The organism is Mesorhizobium sp. M0047 (genome assembly GCF_040323315.1).
In the GTDB taxonomy this organism is placed as follows: Bacteria; Pseudomonadota; Alphaproteobacteria; order Rhizobiales; family Rhizobiaceae; genus Mesorhizobium.
The window spans coordinates 282,130-303,172 of record NZ_JAMYUW010000002.1 but is presented as its reverse complement, the minus strand read 5'-3'; the positions used below and the strand labels follow the sequence as shown (position 1 = coordinate 303,172).

Sequence of the window (21,043 nt, the reverse complement as noted above, 5' to 3'; positions counted from 1 at the left end):
GCGTGGCATTACTCGTTTCGGGGAAGAATCGCCACCCCGGCATGGTCCAAGCCCAGGCGACACGATTGAGCCAGACATGCGGACGGCGCTCAGTTTGCCTTTTGCGTCGGTGCGCGGGCGGCGCCGTCCTTCATCAGCCGGTCGATATGCATGCGGATATGAGCCGCTTCCGCCGCCGTGTTTGCCAACGCAATCGCGCGGTCAAAGGCGACACGCGCCTCCTCGCCCCGGTCAAGCTGCATCAGAAGCCCACCCTTGAGGCCGAAGAAGTGGAAATAGCCGGACAGCCGTTCTTCCAGCGGCTCGATCATGGCGAGAGCCTCTGCTGGACCACGCACCTTCGAGACGGCGACGGCCCGGTTGAGCGTGATCACCGGTGACGGCTGCATCTGCTCGAGCAGGCGGTAGAGCAGGTCGATCTCGTTCCAGTCGGTGTCCTCGGCCTTTTCGGCCCGTGCATGCAGCGCGGCAATGGCAGCCTGAACCTGATAGGGGCCCGGCTTGCGATGGCGCAGCGCCTTGTCGACCAATGCCAGCCCCTCATCGATCATCTTGCGGCTCCACAGGCTGCGATCCTGGTCCTCGAGCAGCACGATCTCGCCGCTCTCGTCGAAACGGGCCGGTGCGCGCGCATGCTGCAGAAGCAGCAGCGCCGTCAGCCCCATGATCTCCGGCTCGGTCTGGAACAGCCGCAGCAACAGCCGTGCCAGCCGGATCGCTTCTTCGCACAGCGGCGCACGGGCCGGCGCCTCGCCGCTGTTGGTCGAATAGCCTTCGTTGAAGATCAGGTAGACCATGGCGGCGACGGCGGCGAGCCGTTCCGACCGCTCGACTGCGCCCGGCGTCTCGAACGGCACGCCGGCGTCCGCAATACGCGCCTTGGCGCGGGTGATGCGCTGCTCCATGGCGCTTTCGCCAACCAGGAAGGCCCGCGCGATCTGCTTGACGGTGAGGCCCGAGACAATCCGCAGCGCCACCGCGATCTGCTGCGTTGCCGGCAGGTCGGGATGGCAGCAGATGAACAGCAGCCGCAATATGTCGTCGCGGTAATGCGCCCCGTCCAGCCGCTCGGCGATATCGCTTTCGGCGTCTTCCAGGTCCGAGATCTGGTCTTCCTCCGGCATCGGCGCCTGCTTGGCCCGCTTGCGCACCGCGTCGATGCCGCTGTTGCGGCCGACAAAGATCAGCCAGGCCGCTGGATCACGCGGCGGGCCGTTCTGCGGCCAGTTCTTGATGGCCCTGAGGCACGCGTCCTGGAAAGCTTCTTCCGCCGTATCGAGATCGCGGAAATAACGCAGCAGCGCGCCCATTGCCTGCGGACGGGCGGCGCTGATCGCCGAGCTGATCCAGGCAAGTTCGGTCATGCCGGGACCTTGTTGCGGTTGAAGACCGAGACCGGCCGGATCTCATAGGAGCCGCCACTCGGATTGACCTCGGAAAGTTCGCGGGCGAACTCCACGGCCTCGTCGAGATCGCCGCATTCGAGCGTGTAGAAGCCGAGGAATTGTTCCTTGGTCTCGGCAAACGGACCGTCGATGACGACCGCTTCGCCCTTGACCCTCCTCAGCGTCGTCGCGGCCGTGGTCGGCAGGAGCCGTGCCACCGGGCCAAGCCTGCCAGCCTTGACGTATTTGTCCTGGACGTCGCGGAGATTGGCCATGACCTCGTCGTCCTGTGCCTTGCTCCAGGAGCAGACGACATCTTCGGAAGCATAGCAGAGGATTGCGTAGAGCATGGTTGGTCCTTTTCTCTGTCAAAGGACGAAACAGTAAGACCGATCCCGACACGGCGTCGATAAAAAAATCCCGAGGCGGCGGATTTGGCGACGCTCCGTCGCTGCCGGTCAGCTTTCGTGTAGCTTCAGCCATCGCAGCACGAGCGCTTCCTCATCGTCCAGACCATCGATCGAGCGCTTATGCTTGTTGGCCTGCGCCATTTCGTCCAGCAATCGCCCCTTTGACCACGCCTCGAAGAGCTGCGGATGGATGTAGCATTTGCGGCAGACCGCGCGTGTGTTGCCCAGCCGCTCGGCGACCTTGTCGACGACGCTGTTCATCACCCGCTTTTGCTGTGCCTGGCTTTCCGGCAATTCCGTCTGTGCAAACAGCGATGCGGCGTGGATGGTGCCGCCCCAGGTGCGGAAATGCTTCGAGCTGAAGGCGTCACCAGCCGCCTCACGGATATAGCGGTTGACGTCCTCTGAATGGACCGGCCGCCTGTTGCCGTCGTCATCGAGGTACTGAAACAGCTTCTGGCCCGGCAGATCCTGCGCGCCGCGAACAATCCTGGCGATACGGCGGTCGACCAGCTTCAGCTTCCACTCCTTGCCGGACTTGCCGTTGAAGGCAAAGCGCAGGCTTGAACCGACGATATCGACATGGCGGTCACGCAACGTGGTCAGCCCGAAGCTCTTGTTGTCGCGGGCATAAGCGGCATTGCCGACCCGGATCATCGTGTTGTCGAGCAGCCAGACGACCGCGGCGACGACACGCTCGAACGGCAAACCGGGACGGCGCAGATCGCTGTCGATCCTGCGCCGCAGGGTCGGCAGGCTTTCGGCAAAGGCGACGAGGCTCGAATATTTGGCGCCGTCGCGTTCTTCGGCCCATTGCGGATGGTAGCGGTATTGCTTGCGTCCGCGCAGGTCCCTGCCCGTTGCCTGGATATGGCCGTCGGCGTCGGGCGAAATCCACACATCCGTCCAGGCCGGCGGAATGACAATTGCCTCGATACGCGCCCTGGTAGCATCGGCGACGGGCCGCCCATCCGGCCCTCTGTAAGAAAACCCCTTGCCTGTCTTCAGCCGCCGGATACCCGGCTCGGCATCACTGACATAGGTAAGCGACGCGTGTTCGGCCGAGCTTTGCGACCCGTTCCTGGGCGTGCCATTTTTCGGCACAGTGTCTCCGTCAGCCGGCCGGCTGTGTGACAATCCGGATTTCTGCAGCATGTCAGCTCCGCGCAAATATCCGTAGATAAGCCACTGGCCGATTGCTGGTTCCACGCATGGTCGGAAAAGCCGGGGGCGGGCGACAGCGCCGGCCCGAATCTCACGCCTTTTCGAGCACGACCGGAATGACGTCGACAGCTTGCTCGCCGACCTGCCCTCCCGTGGTCTTGAGAACGCCCACGATCGGCGCCACGTCAGAGTAGTCGCGGCCATAACCGACGGTGATGTGGTCGTTGCTGGCCCGCATGCCGTTGGTCGGATCGAATTCCTGCCAGCCGGCGTCGCGCCCACACCAGACCTTGACCCAGGCATGCATGGCATCGGCGCCTTCCAGCCGGGGTTTGCCCTTCGGTGGGATGGTGCGCAGGAAGCCGCTGACATAGCCGGCCGGAATACCGAGCCCTCGCAGGCCGGCGATCATGATATGCGAAAAATCCTGGCAGACACCGCGCTTCAACTTGAAGGCGTCGCTGGCCCTGGTTCGCACCGTGGTCGCCTCGCCGTCATAGGTGAAATCGCGATGGATGCGGTTGCACAGGTTCATCGCCGTGCCGGCGGCCGAGCCGGCGACGCTATCGCGAGCGTAGCCGGTGATCGCACCATCGATGCCGGCATGAATGCTGGCCGTCAGGAAATGGTGGGGTGTATCAGGCGCCAGCGACCGCACGGCAGCAAGCTCCTGCCTGAGCCTGCCGATATCGGGCGATACGTCGAGGCCGGGCTCGGGCCGCGACACCGATACGCGTGCGCTCATCCTTATGTCGAGCGTCTCATGCGCCTCGCGAAAGGCGATCGAGGTGACGTTGTTGCCGAAGAAGTCGGAAAAATCAGAACGCTCGTTGGGCGCCGGCGCAAAGGACAGTGATGCCGCGATGACGCGCTGAACGCCGGATATCGTCGACGGCAGCACGCGGATCTGATGGCGGCCGCCGCCGGCCGCCGCGGCATAGTCGTAATGCAGATGAAGCCTGATATCGTAAAGCATGCCCTACTTTTCTTGTTCCGGAACCTGCTTAGCCGAGATAGGCTTTGGCGAGGCTGTTGTAGAGGCCGCCGATTTCGTGGGCGAGATCGTCCAGCGCCTTCGCCGTCATGTCCGAAGGCTCCTTGATGGCGATGGCAGTGTTGAGCTGCAGGATTTCCTTCGCCGCCGGCGACATGTGCCCTTGCCCGCCGAGCGATGGCAACAGGCCGATCTCGGCCTTCAGCCTTTCGAGCTGGAACAGGATGGAGCGAGGATTGAGCGGGTCGAGCGCCAAGAGATCGATCACCGTGCGCCGGCCGGCCTGCACCGGATATTGCCGACGGTGGGTCATCACGCTGTCGCCGATCTCCAGCATCATGTCGAGCGCGCCGTCCGGCGCCTTGGCGCTGGTCAGCCGCGATAGCGTACGGGCGATCTGGATGCCGCGCTCCAGCCTCCGGCCGATCTCGAGGAAGCGCCAGCCGGCGAAGCGGTACATGTTCTCGTGCAGCAGGCCGGAAAAGCCGGCGAGCTTGCGCAGGACGACCGTCATCGCCCGGGTCGCGTCGTCGCCTGGCGCTACCGTCGTTGCGAACTGATGGATGGTCTTCGACAGGTCCTTCAGCGCCAGCCAGCCATCGGGCGAGAAGCGGTCGCGAATCTGACCGGCGCTGTAGACCGCGCTATCCAGCGTACCGATCAGCCCTGACGGGATCGCCGTCTCGATGTCGATGCCGAAAGGTTGGAGATACTCCCTGATGTCGGCGAGCAGCGGCATATCCGGGTCGGAGGTTTCGGCCAGCCGCACATGATAGGCACGTAGGATGCGCACCGTGTCTTCCGAGCGTTCGATATAACGTCCAAGCCAGGTCAGGTTCTCCGCCGCCCGGCTGGGCAGGCTACCGGGCCTGGTGCGCGTGAAACTGTCGCCTTCTTGCGGCAGCAGCGTCTCGCGCTCCACCGGTCGCTCGCTGACCACCCAGACGTCCGCCGCCTGGCCTCCGCGCTGCATCGCGATCGCCGTCGGGTCGAGCGATAGGCCGACGCGGGCAAAGCCCCCCGGCATCACCATCCAGCCCTCGGGCGTTCGCGCCAGGTAAACGCGCAGGCTCGCCGGCCGGGGCTCCAGCCAGCCGCCGACATAGACGGGCGTCGTCGAAAGAGTCACCGCTTCCTGGCCAACGAAGTTGCCGCCATCGCGTTCGATGCGCGACACCAGCTCCGCCCGCTCCCCGGCCGACAGCGCCGAGCCAAGCTTCGTCTGGTCGTCATCCTCGAAGGCAAGTCTCGTCGACAGCGCCGGGCCAATGACCATGCGATCGATATTGGCCAGCACATGCGCACGTTCGGTTGCTTGCCCGCACCACCATGTCGCGACACTTGGCAGCAGCAATTCCTCGCCCCGCAAGGCGCGTGAAATCTTGGGCAGGAAGGCAAGCAGCGCCCGTGTCTCCATCAGGCCGGAGCCCAGCGCATTGACGGTCGCAACCGCACCCTGGCGGATCGCCTCGACCAGGCCCGGTGTGCCGATCTGCGAGTCCGCTCGCAGTTCGAGCGGATCGGCGAAAGCCGCATCGAGCCGCCGCCACAACACGCTGATCGGCATCAGCCCGGAAACCGTGCGCACCATCAGCCTGCCGCCGGAAACGGTCAAATCCTCGCCTTCGAGCAGCATGATACCGAGATAACGGGCGATATAGGCGTGTTCGTAGTAGGTTTCGTTGAGCGGCCCAGGCGTCAGGATGGCGACGCGGCCGTCGGTCTCCTTGGCCATGCCGATCAGCGCGTCGCGAAAGCGGCGGAAGAAGCCGGCAAGGCGGTGCACATGCATCTCGCCATAGATATCGGACAGCGCGCGCGTGGTGGCGACACGGTTCTCCAGTGCGAAGCCGGCGCCCGACGGCGCCTGGGTGCGGTCGCCAAGCACCCACCATTGGCCGTCAGGCCCGCGGCCGAGCTCGAAGGCGCAGAAATGCAGGAAATGGCCGCCGGCCGGCTTGGTGCCGACGACGGGACGCAAATACTCCGGGCTCGCCGCGATCAGTCCCGCCGGCAGTATGCCTTTTTCGACCAGCCGGTTCGGCCCGTAGATATCGGCGATTGTTTCCTCGAACAGTTCGGCGCGCTGCACGAGGCCGGCGCTGATCGCCGCCCACTCGCTCTCTTCGATGAGAACCGGGACATGCGCCAGCGGCCATTCGCGCTCATTGGCGCCGGCCTTGTCGTAGACGCGGTAATAAACACCGGCATCGCGCAGATACTGGTCGGCACGGGCAAATCGCTGGCCAAGCTTTTCAGGCCCCAGCTCGTCGAGCGCCTCGATGAAGTGTTTCCATGTCGGGCGGGGATTGCCTGACGCGTCGACCATCTCGTCGACGACGCCGTCGATCGGCTGGTAGTGCTCCAGCAGGCTGTGGATCTGCGGCTTGCCGCGTACTCGTCTGTGATTCCCCTTCGCCATCGCTGATCAGAGTCTTGCCGGCCGCCGAAGGTCAAGGGTCATCGGGAAATCTTCCGCCGGTTGTTCTTCACGCAGCACATAGGCGGACGGCGTATGCCCGCGCGGTTCGAAGCGGGCGAGGCGCCGTGCCTCCGCCTCGTTGCCGTTGACCGGGAAGGTATCGTAGTTGCGCCCGCCGGGATGCGCGACATGGTAGACGCAGCCGCCGACCGCCCGGCCCGACCAGCGGTCATAGATATCGAACACCAGCGGCGTGTTGACCGGCAGCGCCGGATGCAGGCCCGAAGCCGGCTGCCAGGCCTTGAAACGAACGCCCGCCACAGCGACTTCGCGATTGTCCGTGACCTTCATGGGCACGATGCGGCCGTTGCAAACGATCGCGTGGCGCTCCGGATTGAGACCTTCGGTCTTGACCTGCAGCCGCTCGACCGAGGAATCGACGAAGCGCACGGTGCCGCCGATCGCGCCTTGCTCGCCCATGACATGCCATGGCTCCAGCGCCTGCCGCAGTTCCAGCTTGACGCCCGCGTGCTGAACCTCGCCGCAGAACGGGAAGCGGAATTCGAGCTGGGCGTCGAACCATTCGGGCCTGAACTCGAAACCGTTGAGCTTGAGGTCGTCAAGCACGTCGAGAAAATCGGCCCAGACATAGTGCGGCAGCATGAAGCGGTCATGCAGCGAGGTACCCCAGCGCACGAAGCGGCCATCGAGCGGGCTCTTCCACGCGCGGGCAATAATCGCCCTGACAAGCAGTTGCTGCGCCAGGCTCATGCGCGCATTGGGCGGCATCTCGAAACCGCGGAACTCGACAAGACCCAGCCGGCCGGTTGGACCGTCCGGCGAGAACAGCTTGTCGATGCAAATTTCCGAGCGATGCGTATTCCCGGTGACGTCGGTCAACAAATTGCGGAACAGCCGGTCGACCAGCCACGGCAAAGGTGCTGCGCCCTGATCTGGATGCGGCACCTGCGCCATCGCGATTTCGAGTTCGTAGAGCGAGTCGTGACGCGCCTCGTCGAAGCGCGGCGCCTGGCTGGTCGGGCCGATGAACAGGCCCGAGAAAAGATAGGACAGCGACGGACGCCGCTGCCATTGCAGCACAAGGCTCTTCAACAGGTCCGGCCGGCGCAGGAACGGGCTGTCGTTGGGCGTCGCGCCGCCGACAACGACATGGTTGCCGCCGCCGGTGCCGGTATGACGGCCGTCGATCATGAACTTGTCGGCGCCAAGCCGCGTCTGCCGCGCTTCCTCGTAGATCGCCGTCGTCGTCGCCACGCAATCCTGCCAGTTCGAGGCCGGATGGATGTTGACCTCGATGACGCCGGGATCGGGCGCCACGCGGATGACGTTGAGGCGCGGATCATGCGGCGGGCCATAGCCTTCGATATGCACGGGAAGGCCGATCGCCTTTGCCGCGTTTTCGGCCGCCGCGACCAGTTCGAGATAATCCTCCAGCGCTTCGACTGGCGGCATGAACACGCAGAGCCGGCCGTCGCGCGGTTCGACCGAAAGTGCGGTGCGCACCGCGCCGCCGATCTCGGTGATCTCCTGTTCCACCCGATCCTGCTGGCCGGTCGCCGCCGTGAAGGACGCCGCCTGCTGGCGGCGCGCCATCTCGTCGGCGCCTTCCTGTTCGGCCGGAGCCGTCCCGGGCAATATGGCTTCGCGCGCGGGCAACGGTCCGCGCGGCAGCGATGGATCGACCGGCACGATGTAGGGGAACTGCGCCGGCGGCACATAGGGCAACGTGCCGAGCGGCAAGCGGTAGCCGACGGGTGAATCGCCCGGCACCAGGAACAGCCGGCCGCGCCGCGTATGCCATCTTTCCGAGCGCCAGCGCGGCCCTGACGCCTGGCTGTTCCAGCGCTGCACGGGCAACACGTAACCCGACGGCTTGGTCAGCCCGCGTTCGAACACTTTCGCCATGCGGCTGCGCTCTTCCGGGTCCTCAAGCTTGGAGTTGGACGGATCGACATTGTCCGGCAGCTTGCCCTCCTTGAGCAGCCACTCGGCCGGATCCTCATAGGCTTCGCTGACCATGCTTTTGTCGATGCCGAGTTCGCCGGCAATCGCGGTCAGTAGGCTTTCGGCCTGTTTCGGGCCGACATCGGCCTCGCTCTTTTCGCGCGCGATCAGCGACGGGTCGCTCCACACCGGCTCGCCATCGGCCCGCCAGTAGAGCGAAAAGGTCCAGCGCGGCAGGCTTTCGCCCGGATACCATTTGCCCTGGCCATAATGGAGGAAACCACCCGGCGCGAAACGCCCACGCAGTTTTCGGATCAGTTCATCGGCCCTTTCACGCTTGGTCGGGCCGACGGCCGCGGTGTTCCACTCGGCCGACTCGAAATCGTCGATCGACACGAAGGTCGGCTCGCCGCCCATCGTCAGCCGCACGTCCCCGGCCGACAGTGCAGCATCGACCTTGTTGCCGAGCGCATCGAGCGCCTGCCAGCTTTGATCCGAGAACGGTTTGGTGATGCGCGGATGCTCGGCGATGCGGTCGACCCGCATGTCGAAGCCGAATTCGACATTGGCGAAGCTCGCCATGCCGGAAATCGGGGCAGCGTTGCGGAAATGCGGCGTCGCCGCCAGCGGCACATGACTTTCGCCGGTGAGCAGGCCCGAGGTCGGGTCGAAGCCGATCCAGCCCGCGCCGGGAAGATAGACCTCGCACCAGGCATGCAGGTCGGTGAAGTCGACGGCGGTTCCGGCTGGCCCGTCGAGCGCCACCAGATCCGGCTTCAACTGGATCAGGTAGCCGGAAACGAAGCGCGCGGCGATGCCGAGATTGCGCAGGATCTGCACCAGCAGCCAGCTCGAATCCCGGCACGAACCCTTTTTCGCCGCAAGCGTCTCCTCCGGCGAGAACACACCGGTCTCCATGCGAACGATATAGGCAATTTCGCGCTGCAGCCGCGCATTGAGATCGACGAGGAAATTGACAGTATTCGGCGCGCTGCGGTCGATTGTTCCGAGCAAGGCCGAAAGCAACGGGCCGGCCGGCTCCGGCGTCCGGTAGATGGCGAGATCGTCGCGTATCTCTTCCGGGTACTCGAACGGGAAGGTCTCGGCCGATGGTTCGACGAAGAAGTCGAACGGATTGTAGACCGTCATGTCAGCGACAAGGTCGACCTCGATCTTCAGCTCCGTCACCGGCTCCGGGAAGACGAAGCGGGCAAGGAAGTTGCCGTAGGGATCCTGCTGCAGATTGACGAAGTGGTTCGCCGGCTCGACTTTGAGCGAATGGCTGAGCACCTTGGTGCGGGAATGCGGCGCCGGCTGCAGCCTGATGATCTGGGGACCGAGAACCACCGGCCGGTCGTACTTGTAATGGGTCAGGTGATAGACAGCTGCCAGAATTGCCATGAAGCCCCGGAATTCAGCGTTTCAAACGATTTCGCTGAACCCTGACACATCAGGCGGCCATTCTCCAAGCAGAGATGTTGCGGTGCACCTAATTTAAGCAGCTGCCGAACGCTCAGAAGAACGCCTGTATCCCCGTCTGCGCCCGTCCCAGGATCAGCGCGTGCACGTCATGCGTGCCCTCATAGGTGTTGACCGTCTCCAGGTTCTGCGCATGGCGCATGACGTGGTAGCCGATCTGGATGCCGTTGCCGCCATGCATGTCGCGGGCCTGGCGGGCGATGTCGAGCGCCTTGCCGCAATTGTTGCGCTTGACGATCGAGATCATTTCCGGCGCCATCTTGCCTTCATCGAGCAACCGTCCGACGCGCAACGATGCCTGCAGCCCAAGCGCTATCTCGGTCTGCATGTCGGCGAGCTTCTTCTGGTAAAGCTGCGTGCCGGCCAACGGCTTGCCGAACTGCTTGCGATCAAGACCGTATTGGCGGGCGCGGTGCCAGCAATCTTCCGCAGCCCCCATCGAGCCCCAGGAAATGCCGTAGCGGGCCCGGTTGAGGCAGCCGAATGGACCGCCAAGGCCCTTGGCGTTGGGCAGCAGCGCGTCTTCCCCGACTTCGACGCCTTCCATCACCACTTCGCCGGTGATCGATGCCCGCAGCGACAGCTTGCCGCCGATAGTCGGCGCCGAAAGCCCCTTCATGCCCTTTTCCAGCACAAAGCCGCGGATCTCGTCCTTGCCGTTCTCGCCCTTCAACTTCGCCCAGACGACGAACACATCGGCGACCGGCGCGTTGGAAATCCACATCTTCGAGCCGGAAAGTCTGTAGCCATTGGCGGTCTTCTCGGCGCGCGTCTTCATGCCGCCGGGGTCGGAGCCGGCATCCGGCTCGGTCAGGCCGAAACAGCCGATCCATTCGCCGCTGGCAAGCTTGGGCAGGTATTTTCTGCGCTGTTCGTCAGAGCCGTAGGCATAGATCGGATACATCACCAGCGACGACTGCACTGACATCATCGAGCGATAGCCCGAGTCAACACGTTCGACCTCCCGCGCGACCAGCCCGTAGGTCACATAGTTGGCGCCGAGCCCGCCGAATTCCTCGGGGATGTTGATGCCGAGCAGGCCGGCCTCGCCCATTTCGCGGAAGATAGCGGTGTCGAAGGTCTCGTTGAGATAGGCGTCCTCGATTCGAGGCGCCAGTCTGTCGGCGGCAAAGGCCGCAGCACTATCGCGCACCATGCGCTCGACTTCCGAAAGCTGGTCCTCGATCAGGAACGGGTCTTCCCAGACGAATGCATTCTTGTCGGCAGCCATGGCGTTCTCCCAAACCAATGCATGTCGCCCAAAAGTATTCAGCGGTTTTGGGATGACGACATGCATGAAGCAAAAACTTGGCCCGGCTTATCGGCCCGCGCCCCGAAAAAATCAAACGAAATTGCTTCACCGATCAATGAGCGTTAGTAATGGATCATGAATGTCCAGCGCCGCCTTTTGCCCAACGTCAGCGCCCTTGCCGCCTTCGAGGCTGTGGCCCGCCTTGGTAGTTTCACCGCCGCCGCCCAAGAGCTTGATCTGACCCAGGGCGCGGTCAGTAGGCAGATCAGGTTGCTGGAAGATCAGTTCGGCCGCCGATTGTTCGAGCGCGACAGCCGCAATGTCAGGCTGTCGACATCAGGCGAAATCTACGCCGACGCGGTGCGTTCAGCCCTTGGCCAGTTGCGTGACGCAGCCCTTGGATTGATGAGCAATCGGCATAGCGGCATCCTGAACCTTGCCATATTGCCGACCTTCGGCACGCGCTGGCTTATGCCGATGATACCCGATTTCGTCGAAAACAATCCCGATATCACCATCAACTTTGTCACTCGCGTCGGCCGCTTCGACTTCGCTAGGGAGAGGCTGGATGCGGCAATCCACTACGGCCTGCCGGACTGGCCGGAGGCCGACTCGACGCTTCTGGTTCGCGAAACGGTGGCGCCGGTGGTCTCGGCCGAATTCCTCGCCGGCCGCGCCATCGCCTCACCGGCCGATATCGGCCGCTTGCCGCTGCTGCATATGGCGACGCGGCCCGGCGCCTGGACCGAATGGTTCGAGCATCAGGGGCTGAGCGCGCCGAGCGGACCCGGCATGCAGTTCGAACAGTTCGGCACCGCTGCCCAGGCCTGCATGGCTGGCCTCGGCGTGGCGCTGTTGCCGCTGATCCTCATCGCAGGCGAATTGCATCGCGGCCAGCTCGTGCTGGCGCCCGGCCAGCCGATGCAAAGCCGCAGCGCCTACTATCTCGTCGTCCCGCACGACAAGCGCGGCCATCCCCCCGTCGCCAGCTTTCGCGACTGGTTGCTGGGTCAGGTTGAGAAGGAGCCGGCAGTTCTGGCTTGGTAGCTACTTCCGCTTCAGCGCATCGGCCAGCGCCGCGCCGAACGCGCCTTGCTGTGCGGGCCGCTCCGGTTGGCGCTGCGGCGCCGGTGCACGTGGCGCTGGCCTGCCGCCGCCATTGTCGCGCGGCCCACCGCGCGGTGCCCCGCCTTCGCCCCCGTCCTTGCGCATCGAAAGCGCAATGCGCTTGCGCTTGATGTCGACATCGACAACCCGCACCTTCACCACGTCGCCAGCCTTGACCACCTCATGCGCATCCTTGATGAACCGGTCGGCCAGTTGCGAGACATGCACCAGCCCGTCCTGATGGACGCCGATATCGACGAAGGCGCCGAAGGCGGCGACATTGGTGACCGTGCCTTCCAGCAGCATGCCGGGCTTCAGATCCTTGATGTCGTCGATGCCGTCGGCAAAGGTCGCCGTCTTGAAACCGGGACGCGGATCGCGGCCGGGCTTTTCCAGCTCCGCCAGGATATCGCGCACCGTTGGCAAGCCGAAACGCTCATCGACGAAGACGCGCGGGTCGAGCGCCTTCAGTGTTGCACTGTCCCCCATCAGCGAACGGACATCGCGCCCACAGGCGGCAACGATCTTCTTCGCCACGCCATAGGCTTCGGGGTGCACCGACGAGGCATCGAGCGGCTCGCTGCCATTGGCAATGCGCAGGAAGCCGGCGCTTTGCTCGAACGCCCGAGGTCCAAGGCGGGCGACCTTCAGCAGATCCTTCCGGCTGGCGAAAGGGCCGGTCGCATCGCGATGCGCGACAATGGCGTCCGCGAGTGACGCACCGAGACCTGAAACGCGCGCCAGGAGTGGCGCCGAGGCGGTGTTGAGATCGACGCCGACGGCGTTGACGGCATCCTCCACCACCGCTTCCAGCGAACGTCCCAGCCGGTACTGGTCGACATCGTGCTGATATTGGCCGACGCCGATCGATTTTGGCTCGATCTTGACCAGCTCGGCCAGCGGATCCTGCAGCCGCCGGGCGATCGACACGGCGCCTCGCAAGGATACGTCGAGGCCGGGGAATTCCGCCGCCGCCGTCGCCGATGCCGAATAGACCGAGGCGCCCGCCTCGCTAACGATCACCTTCAATGGCTTCGGGCCACCGTCCGCCGGCATGTCGGACAGCATGTCCGCCACCAGCTTTTCCGTCTCGCGGCTGCCGGTGCCGTTGCCGATCGAGATCAGTTCGACCTTGTGCAGGCGGATAAGCTTGGCGAGTTCCGCCTGTGTGCCACGCACATCGTTCCTCGGCGGAAACGGATAGACCGTCGTCGTGGTCAGCACCTTGCCGGTTCCGTCGACCACCGCCACCTTGACGCCGGTGCGGATGCCGGGGTCGAGCCCCATCGTGGCACGAGAACCGGCGGGAGCCGCGAGCAGCAAATCCTTTAGATTGCGGGCAAAGACGTGGATCGCTTCCTCTTCCGCTCGTTCGCGCAGATCGCGCATCAAATCGAGCGTCAGGTGCAGCGACAGTTTTATGCGCCAGGTCCAGCCCGCCACCTCCATCAGCCAGCGGTCGCCCGGCAGGCTGCCGCCGATGGCATAGGCATTGGCGATCATCCGCTCGACCGGCTTCACCGGCGAAGCGTCGTCGGCATCGACCTCGATGTCGAGCGACAGCACTTCCTCGTTGCGGCCGCGCAGCATCGCCAGCGCGCGATGGCTCGGCACATTCGCCCAGCGCTCGACATGGTCGAAATAATCGGAGAATTTCGCGCCGGCCTCTTGTTTGCCGTCGACCACCCTGGCCCGCATGAAAGCACGTTCCTTCATGTGGGTGCGCAACTTGCCGATCAGGTCGGCATTCTCGGCGAACTGTTCCGACAGGATGTCGCGCGCGCCGTCGAGCGCCGCCTTGGCGTCGGCAACATCTTCGCTGACATAAGCTAGCGCCAGTTCGGCCGGAACGAGCGAGCGGTCGGCGAGAATGGCTTCCGCCAGCGGCCCCAGCCCGCGCTCCCGAGCGATCTCGGCTTTGGTGCGGCGCTTGGGCTTGTAGGGCAGATAGATATCTTCCAGTTCCGCCTTGGTGGTGGCGGCGACGATCTTGCCCTCAAGCTCTGCGGTCAGCTTGCCCTGCTCGCGGATGGAGCCAAGGATGGTGTCGCGGCGGGCATCGAGCTCGCGCAGGTAGGCAAGCCGTTCGGCAAGGTCGCGCAATTGCGTGTCGTCCAGCCCGCCGGTGACCTCCTTGCGGTAGCGCGCCACGAACGGCACCGTCGCGCCCTCGTCGAGCAATTCGATCGCAGCGACCGCCTGTTCGGGCCGGGCACTGATCTCGGCCGCGATGATGGCTGCGATGCGCTTGATGTCGGATGCCATGTCGTTCCTGCTCTCGTCGAAAGAGCGGGGACCATAGGCGCAGATGCTCGGTCCGCCAACCGCCGCGCTTTGATCAGCCCGGCGGGTCCACAGGAATGCGCATGCTAATGCGGCGCTCAGACCATGCGGCTCAGCGCCCCAAAAAAGGCGACGATCTCGGCATCGAGCCGATCGTCGACCGGTTCCGACTGCGACGACATCTTGGCGATCACCACTTCGGTCTTCGGATCGACATAGAGCCACTGGCCATGAATGCCGATGCCGCAATAGACGCCGTTTTCGTGTCCAGTCTGGTACCATTTGTTGCGGTAACGGCCTTTGGGAAACAATGGCCGCATCGTGCCGCGCTGCCAGGCGGCGGCACTGCCGCCGGTAGCAACCGTGTCTCGCACCCAGGCTTCCGGCACGATGCGTCGGCCATTGGCCACCCCGCCTTGCCGCATCATCTCGCCAACGCGCGCCAGGTCGCGCGGCGTCACCGAAATGCCGCCGGCGGTGCGGGCCGTGCCTTCCATGTCGACGCTGATCGAAGCGTCGCTGACGGTGCCAAGCGGCAGCCATAATTTCTCACGCATCAGGTCGGCAAAACGCTGGCCGGACGCGCTCTCGAGCAACAGACCCAGCAGGTCGGAATTGGGCGAGCGGTAGCGGAAGGTCTGGCCATGCGGCTCGGCAAGATGCTGCAGGGTCAGGATGAATTCCCGCAGGCTCTCCCTGCCGCCGCCAGGATTCCACAGCGTGGCGCGGCGGTAGCGGGCGAATGCGCTCTCCGGGTCGAGATAGGCTTCCTCGAAATCGAGGCTGACGCTCATGTCGAGCACATGCCGCACGCTCGCATCGCCATAGGCAGAGCCGGCGGCCTCAGGAATATACTGCGTCACCGACGCTTCCGGGTCGAACACCCCCTCGCCTTCCAATATGCCGGCAATGATGGCCGTCAGCGACTTGCTGATCGAAAAGATGATATGGCGGGCGCCGAAATCCATGTGCAGCGCGAACCAGTCGCCGACGATCTTGCCGCCCTTCATCACCGTCAGCGCATCGGTGCTCGAACGCCCGAGAAATTCAGCCACCGTCTCCGGTGTGCTGGCGACCGTGACCTTCTCGTCGAGCAGGCCGCTCATGTCCCGGACCGGCATCTCGACACCAGCCGGCGCTGCCGCCACGCGGGCGGTAGGCACCAGTTCGCCAAGATTCTGGAACGACCATCGGTTGAACGGGTTTTCGCGCCAGTTGGCGAGCAGCACCTCGTTGCGGCGGAAGCCGTACCGGGTCTCGAACGCGGTCTTGCCGGTCATGGCGTTTCTTCCCGGGTCGTTTCTTGCGGGCTCAGCTCAACGCGGCGGCGATGGCGTGCACGGCCTTCAGCGTTGCCATGGAATAGGCGACATTGCTGAAATCCGGCCAGGTCGAAAGCTTCACCACGACCATTCCGGTGTTCCAGTCGATATGGATCATCTGCCCGAACACGCCCCGGCACATCAGAGCGCGCGAGCGCGGGTCCTCGATCCAGAACTGGTTGCGATAGCTGCCCTCCGGCAGGCTGGGGCTGAAATCCGGCCCATGCGTGCCGTTGCGTGTCGCCTCGATCCATTCGGCCGGCACGACGCCGCCACCATTGTCGAGGATCAGCTGGCCAAAGCGGCCGTAGTCGCGCAGCGTCGCGTTGAAGCCGCCGTCGGCCACCGCATAACCGGCGCTGTCGACGGTGAAGCAGGCGCTTTCGTCAGCGCCGAGCTTTTGCCAGAGTTCTTCCGAAACCAGCTGCGGCAGCCGCTTGCCCGTCACGCGCTCCATGATGAAGGCAAGCACGTCGGTCTCAATCGAGCGGTATTCGAAGGCAGCCCCGTGCGGGCGGAGAGTTTCCTTCAAGCCCAGGATCAGTTCGAACATATGCGAGGGCCAGCGGAAGTCCGGGTCGCTGTCAGGCGGCACGGGCTCCAGCCGGTGGCGACGTCGACTTGGCCGATGTCGGAATAGCGGTCGGTATATTCCTCGGAGAAGCGAACGCCGCTGGTCATGTCCAGCACATGCTGGACGCTGGCTCCGGCCCAGCCTGTCGCGCTGAGTTCCGGCAGATAGGTCGTCACCGGCCTGGCCGGATCGATCAAGTTGCGCCCGACCAGTATGCCGAACACCGAACCGGTGATGGATTTCGCCATCGATTGCGACAGGTGCAGCGTGCGTTCGCCCATGTCGTTGAAATAGCGCTCATAGGCAACCTTGCCGTCCTTGAGCACCAGGAAGCCGTCCGTATAGGTCTCGTCGAGCAGCCCGGCGAGCGTCGTCGGCGCGCCTGTGCTGTCCTCGACCGCCAGCCCGTCGAGATCGACCTCGGCGCGTTCGAAACGGTGGCGATGGCCATTGCCGCGCCAGACTTCGGCGGTCGGCAGGAATTCGCGGATGTGCTGGAACGCCCAGCGGTTCCACGGCGGCCGGTCCCAGTCAAGCTTGGGAACCACCATGGCGGGTGGCGAGCCCTGCATGATCGGCAGACGCGGGTCGCTGTTGCGATAGGACATCATTGAGCCTCTCCTAAGCGCAAAGAAGGGAGGCCGATGCCCCCCTTCCGTAAGATTTTGAACCGAGCCTTACTTGCGCAGGTTGGTCCAGATCTTGTTGTAGATCTCGACCACTTCAGGCGGGCACGGCGGAACGAATTCCGCTGCCGGCGCACCTGCCGGGGGGTTGAGTTCGGGCGAATTGGCGAAATCCGCTTGCAGGAACTTGTGGCTGCCGGCAATGCCGTTGTCATAGCCAGCGAATTCCGAGATCAGCGCCGCGTTTTCCGGGGCCATGACGAAATCCTGGAACAGCTTGGCATTATCGAGGTTCTTGGCGCCTTTCAGCACCGCCACATTGTCCATCCAGCCTTCGATGCCTTCCTTCGGATAGGCATACTTGATGGCGGGGATTTTCTGCCGCGAGCGGTAGGTCGCGCCGTTCCACTGTTCCGTCACGATTACGTCGCCGGAGGTGATCTTGGTGATGGTGTCGTAGCTGAAGGTCTTCCACGACGGCTTGGCGGCCATCAGGATGTCGTTGACCTTTTTCAGATTGGCCTTGTCGGCACCGCAGCGCGGCACGCCGGCATAACGCTCGGCCGCATGCATGACGGTGTTGACGTCGTCGAGCACGTTGATCTGGCCCTTGAGCTCTGCCGGCGGGTCGAAGAGGATGCTGAGCGTGTCGATGTCGCCCTTGAACTTGTCCATGTTGACCGCGAAAGTCGTGGTGCCGAACTGCCACGGCGCGGTGTAGTGGCGGCCCTTGTCCCAATAGATGTCGACAAAACGCGGATCGATATTCTTGCCGTTCGGCATCGCGTTGGGCTCGGTCTTTTCGAGCAGGCCCTCGTCCACCATGATCTTCACAGTGTAGTCGGAGGGCACCACAATGTCGTAACCGGAATTGCCGGCGCGCACTTTCGACAACATGGTTTCGTTGGAATCGTAGTCGTCCAGCGTAACCTTCACATTGTACTGTTTCTCGAACTTCTCGATCAGCTTGGGATTGGTGTAATCACCCCAATTGTAGATATGCAATTCGCCATCGGCGAGCGCAGGCAGTGCCCACAAAAGCGCTGCCGTCGAAACGGCAGCCATCATCTTCCTAGACATTTTTGTTCTCCTTTGCCTTCCCATTAATTCAATTGGCGCGTCGGCGCGCGATCAGGAACGATACTGAGACGAAGAGGATCGAGACCAGCAGCAAAATGGTGGAGATGGCGTTGATCTCCGGCGTCATCGGCCGCCTGATCTGGTTCCAGATATAGAGCGGCAGTGTCGTCTGCCCTGGCCCCGCGACGAGTTGTGTGATGGTGAAATCGTCGAAGGACACGATGAAGGCGAGTGCGGCACCCGACATTATGCCGGGAACAAGTAAGGGCAGCGTCACACGCTTGAATGCATTCCAAGGCGTCGCATAGAGATCCGCGGCCGCGTATTCGAGCGTCAGGTCCATATCCTCCAACCGCGCCCGAATCGGCATGTAGGCAAAAGGAATGCAGAAAACAGTGTGGGCGAGGATGAGGTTGCCGATGCCGAAGTTCAGCCCGAACATTCCGGCAATCAGGGCAAAGAAGGACAGCGTCGCCACCGCGGTGATGATTTCCGGGACCATCAACGGCAGGTTGATGATCATAAAGGCTGTAGACAAGCCCCGCCACGGCTTGACCCGGGTCATGCCGATCGCAGCCAGAGTGGCTGTGATCGTCGAGATGATCGTTGCGGTCACCGAAATGATCATCGTGTTCTTGGCAGCGCTGTGGAATTCCTCGTTGAGCAGCGCACTGCCGTACCAGCTGAGCGTAAGACCTTCCCACTGCGTGACCAGCGAACCACTATTCAGCGAGAAGATCATCAGGATCAGGACAGGCACGTAGAGCACGCATAGGCAGATGATGGCGATAGAGCGGAAGCCCGGCTGGTCCTTGATGTCGATATTGCGGGGATCAGCCATGTTGCATCCTCCCCGACGTGTTGCGGACGTAGAAGAAGAGCGCCACCAGCACCGCAGCCATCAGGATCAAAGCCTGGGCACAGCCCAACGGCCAGTTGCGCCCGGATCCGAATTGCTGGGCAATGAGATCGCCGATCATCAGATGTATGCCACCGCCGAGGATAAGTGGGGTCACATAGGCGCCAAGTGCGGGAATGAAGACCAGCAGGCAACCGGCAATAATGCCAGGCCGCGACAGCGGGATGATCACACGCCATAAGACTTGCCGGCGTGTCGCGTAGAGATCGTACGCGGCCTCTATCAGCCGGAAGTCCAGCTTCTCCAGGCTCGAATAGAGCGGCAGCACCATGAACGGCAGGAAGGCGTAGAGCAGTCCGAGTTGGATGGCGAAATTGGTGTAAAGCATCGTGATCGGTTTATCGATCACACCCAATGCCATCAGCGCATTGTTGATCAGGCCTTCGTCGCGGATGATGAACATGATCGCCAACGTGCGGACCAAAAGGTTCGACCAGAACGGGATGGTGATCAAAAGCACCCACCAATTGCGCTGCGCTGGCGCCCGCGTCGCCATGAAGTAAGCGGTGGGAAAGCCGAGCAGCAGGCAGATGACCGTCGTCACCACCGCAAACAGAAACGAGCGCAAATAGATGATCAGGAAGTCCGGCGTGAACTGTAGCGTGTCGTCGAAAATATCGCGCTGGAACAAGAAGTTCAGATAGGCGTCGGTCGAGAATTGCCATTGTACGCCGCCATAGGGTGCCGCGACGAGGAACGAATAGACGCATATGATGATTAGCGGCAGCACTCCGAAAATGCCGATGATGACCAGCGCCGGAACGGAGAGCAGTCGGTTGCGCCGCGCCGTGGCCTTGGCTGCCCCTGTCTCGAACAAAGCGGCTTTTGAGAGTGTGGCGGCTACCATCAGTCCCTCAACACCTGTGCGGCATCGTTGCCGATGGCAATGCCGACCTTGTCACCTTGCTCGAAACCGCAGCCTGCACTGCGGGTGTTCTGCTGGCGAACGGTGAAATCCTCGCCACTATCGAGACGGACGTGAATGTGTGTATCGGTGCCGAAATAGATGATGTTTTCCACAGTCCCGGAAAGATCGCCCTTGGCGGCGGTCAGCTTGGCGTGCTCAGGCCGCACCACTACGGTGGCTTTGTCTTTCGGCTGGAAGCCTTCCGCGACCGTGGCATTGATCGTCGCGCCGGATTTGAGCGTCGCTTGAGCCTTTCCATCGCTGACGCCGGCAATTGCGGCAGTCAGAAAGTTGGTTTCGCCGATAAAGTCGGCCACGAAGCGTTCCGCCGGCTTGTCGTAAATATCCCAGGGCGAGCCGACCTGCAGGATCTTGCCCGATGACATCACCGCGATGCGATCCGACATGGTCAGTGCTTCCTCCTGGTCGTGGGTGACGAAGATGAAGGTGATGCCGGTCTCGTGCTGCAGCCGCTTCAGCTCGATCTGCATCTCCTTGCGCAGCTTGTAGTCGAGTGCCGAGAGCGGCTCGTCGAGCAACAGCACCTTGGGTTGGGGCGCGAGCGCCCGGGCCAGCGCCACGCGCTGCTGTTGGCCGCCGGAGATCTGGCTGGTGCGACGACCGGCGAGTGCTTCCATCTTGACCAGCTTCAGCATCTCGGCCACGCGCACCTTGATCTGGGCCTTCGGCTTGCCCAGCATCTCCAGGCCAAAGCCGATATTGTCGGCCACCGTCATGTGCGGGAACAGCGCATAGGACTGCAAAACGGTATTGACCGGCCGCTTGAAGGGCGGCAACGGCGCGATGTCCTGGCCATAGAGCAGGATTTCACCGGCCGTTGGAAAGTCGAAGCCGGCGATCAGCCTGAGCAACGTCGTCTTGCCGCAGCCGGATGGGCCAAGCAGCGTGAAGAACTCGTTCTCGCGGATGGATACCGAGACCGTGTCGAGGGCAGCGACCTGCCCCTCACCTGATCCGAAAATTTTGCTGACGTTTACTACTTCAATCGCATTCCGACCCGGTTTGTCCGGCACGATTACGCCTCACTGTTGACCCCGCTCTTGCTGGCGGAGCTCTTCCCCTGTTCGATGTGACCACATGGCCGGTAGGTTGGCAAGTCCGGCATTGAATCACAGTTCAGTTCATTATCTCGG

Annotated in this window: 14 protein-coding genes and 1 pseudogene; 1 reads left to right on the top strand and 14 read right to left on the bottom strand. The window is 63.2% G+C overall.

Features of this window, described 5'->3' with window-relative positions; all coding sequences use genetic code 11:
- Positions 1-89: 89 nt before the first annotated feature.
- From NKJ89_RS03210 to NKJ89_RS03180, 7 genes are all read right to left on the bottom strand, one after another.
- Entirely contained in the window at positions 90-1,364 is a 1,275-nt protein-coding gene (locus NKJ89_RS03210) for an RNA polymerase sigma factor (RefSeq protein ID WP_352599782.1), read from the bottom strand.
- Positions 1,361-1,735, bottom strand: a complete 375-nt coding sequence (locus tag NKJ89_RS03205) for a YciI family protein (RefSeq protein ID WP_352599780.1) — start codon at positions 1,733-1,735, stop codon at positions 1,361-1,363. The genes NKJ89_RS03210 and NKJ89_RS03205 overlap by 4 nt, the downstream gene beginning before the upstream one ends.
- A gap of 108 nt (positions 1,736-1,843) precedes the next feature.
- A complete protein-coding gene (locus NKJ89_RS03200) occupies positions 1,844-2,950 on the bottom strand; it encodes a DNA topoisomerase IB (protein WP_352599778.1) in 1,107 nt (368 codons plus the stop codon).
- Positions 2,951-3,050: 100 nt separating this feature from the next.
- Positions 3,051-3,935 carry a transglutaminase family protein gene (locus NKJ89_RS03195; RefSeq protein ID WP_352599776.1) on the bottom strand — a complete coding sequence of 295 codons (885 nt, stop codon included), beginning with the start codon at positions 3,933-3,935 and terminating at the stop codon, positions 3,051-3,053.
- Between the two features lie 28 nt (positions 3,936-3,963).
- The gene (locus tag NKJ89_RS03190; RefSeq protein ID WP_352599774.1) at positions 3,964-6,375 is read right to left on the bottom strand and encodes a circularly permuted type 2 ATP-grasp protein; all 2,412 of its coding nucleotides are present in this window, start codon (positions 6,373-6,375) and stop codon (positions 3,964-3,966) included.
- 6 nt (positions 6,376-6,381) lie between these two features.
- The gene (locus NKJ89_RS03185) at positions 6,382-9,741 is read right to left on the bottom strand and encodes a transglutaminase family protein (RefSeq protein ID WP_352599772.1); all 3,360 of its coding nucleotides are present in this window, start codon (positions 9,739-9,741) and stop codon (positions 6,382-6,384) included.
- 112 nt (positions 9,742-9,853) lie between these two features.
- On the bottom strand, positions 9,854-11,050 hold the full coding sequence (locus tag NKJ89_RS03180; RefSeq protein ID WP_352599770.1) for an acyl-CoA dehydrogenase: 1,197 nt from the start codon (positions 11,048-11,050) through the stop codon (positions 9,854-9,856).
- A 156-nt stretch (positions 11,051-11,206) separates the two neighbouring features.
- On the opposite strand from NKJ89_RS03180, the gene NKJ89_RS03175 reads away from it, so the two are divergent.
- The gene (locus NKJ89_RS03175; RefSeq protein ID WP_352599769.1) at positions 11,207-12,118 is read left to right on the top strand and encodes a LysR family transcriptional regulator; all 912 of its coding nucleotides are present in this window, start codon (positions 11,207-11,209) and stop codon (positions 12,116-12,118) included.
- Here NKJ89_RS03175 and NKJ89_RS03170 read toward each other — a convergent pair whose 3' ends face one another.
- From NKJ89_RS03170 to NKJ89_RS03140, 7 genes and pseudogenes are all read right to left on the bottom strand, one after another.
- A complete protein-coding gene (locus NKJ89_RS03170; RefSeq protein ID WP_352599768.1) occupies positions 12,119-14,443 on the bottom strand; it encodes a Tex family protein in 2,325 nt (774 codons plus the stop codon).
- A gap of 116 nt (positions 14,444-14,559) precedes the next feature.
- The gene (locus NKJ89_RS03165; protein ID WP_352599766.1) at positions 14,560-15,741 is read right to left on the bottom strand and encodes a serine hydrolase domain-containing protein; all 1,182 of its coding nucleotides are present in this window, start codon (positions 15,739-15,741) and stop codon (positions 14,560-14,562) included.
- A gap of 31 nt (positions 15,742-15,772) precedes the next feature.
- Positions 15,773-16,968 (bottom strand): annotated as a pseudogene (locus NKJ89_RS03160) (serine hydrolase domain-containing protein).
- Between the two features lie 66 nt (positions 16,969-17,034).
- Positions 17,035-18,063 (bottom strand): extracellular solute-binding protein, encoded by a 1,029-nt coding sequence (locus tag NKJ89_RS03155; RefSeq protein ID WP_031260861.1) that lies wholly within the window; start codon positions 18,061-18,063, stop codon positions 17,035-17,037.
- A gap of 28 nt (positions 18,064-18,091) precedes the next feature.
- A complete protein-coding gene (locus tag NKJ89_RS03150) occupies positions 18,092-18,904 on the bottom strand; it encodes an ABC transporter permease (RefSeq protein WP_352599764.1) in 813 nt (270 codons plus the stop codon).
- Positions 18,897-19,829 carry an ABC transporter permease gene (locus NKJ89_RS03145; protein ID WP_352599762.1) on the bottom strand — a complete coding sequence of 311 codons (933 nt, stop codon included), beginning with the start codon at positions 19,827-19,829 and terminating at the stop codon, positions 18,897-18,899. The genes NKJ89_RS03150 and NKJ89_RS03145 overlap by 8 nt, the downstream gene beginning before the upstream one ends.
- Positions 19,829-20,923 carry an ABC transporter ATP-binding protein gene (locus NKJ89_RS03140; protein WP_352599760.1) on the bottom strand — a complete coding sequence of 365 codons (1,095 nt, stop codon included), beginning with the start codon at positions 20,921-20,923 and terminating at the stop codon, positions 19,829-19,831. The genes NKJ89_RS03145 and NKJ89_RS03140 overlap by 1 nt, the downstream gene beginning before the upstream one ends.
- Between the last annotated feature and the right edge of the window lie 120 nt (positions 20,924-21,043).

Bases quoted from the DNA above. Each gene is read 5' to 3' on its own strand.
- NKJ89_RS03210 (WP_352599782.1), bottom strand. From the start codon at position 1,364: ATGACCGAACTTGCCTGGATCAGCTCGGCGATCAGCGCCGCCCGTCCG.
- NKJ89_RS03205 (WP_352599780.1), bottom strand. From the start codon at position 1,735: ATGCTCTACGCAATCCTCTGCTATGCTTCCGAAGATGTCGTCTGCTCC.
- NKJ89_RS03200 (WP_352599778.1), bottom strand. From the start codon at position 2,950: ATGCTGCAGAAATCCGGATTGTCACACAGCCGGCCGGCTGACGGAGAC.
- NKJ89_RS03195 (WP_352599776.1), bottom strand. From the start codon at position 3,935: ATGCTTTACGATATCAGGCTTCATCTGCATTACGACTATGCCGCGGCG.
- NKJ89_RS03190 (WP_352599774.1), bottom strand. From the start codon at position 6,375: ATGGCGAAGGGGAATCACAGACGAGTACGCGGCAAGCCGCAGATCCAC.
- NKJ89_RS03185 (WP_352599772.1), bottom strand. From the start codon at position 9,741: ATGGCAATTCTGGCAGCTGTCTATCACCTGACCCATTACAAGTACGAC.
- NKJ89_RS03180 (WP_352599770.1), bottom strand. From the start codon at position 11,050: ATGGCTGCCGACAAGAATGCATTCGTCTGGGAAGACCCGTTCCTGATC.
- NKJ89_RS03175 (WP_352599769.1), top strand. From the start codon at position 11,207: ATGAATGTCCAGCGCCGCCTTTTGCCCAACGTCAGCGCCCTTGCCGCC.
- NKJ89_RS03170 (WP_352599768.1), bottom strand. From the start codon at position 14,443: ATGGCATCCGACATCAAGCGCATCGCAGCCATCATCGCGGCCGAGATC.
- NKJ89_RS03165 (WP_352599766.1), bottom strand. From the start codon at position 15,741: ATGACCGGCAAGACCGCGTTCGAGACCCGGTACGGCTTCCGCCGCAAC.
- NKJ89_RS03155 (WP_031260861.1), bottom strand. From the start codon at position 18,063: ATGTCTAGGAAGATGATGGCTGCCGTTTCGACGGCAGCGCTTTTGTGG.
- NKJ89_RS03150 (WP_352599764.1), bottom strand. From the start codon at position 18,904: ATGGCTGATCCCCGCAATATCGACATCAAGGACCAGCCGGGCTTCCGC.
- NKJ89_RS03145 (WP_352599762.1), bottom strand. From the start codon at position 19,829: ATGGTAGCCGCCACACTCTCAAAAGCCGCTTTGTTCGAGACAGGGGCA.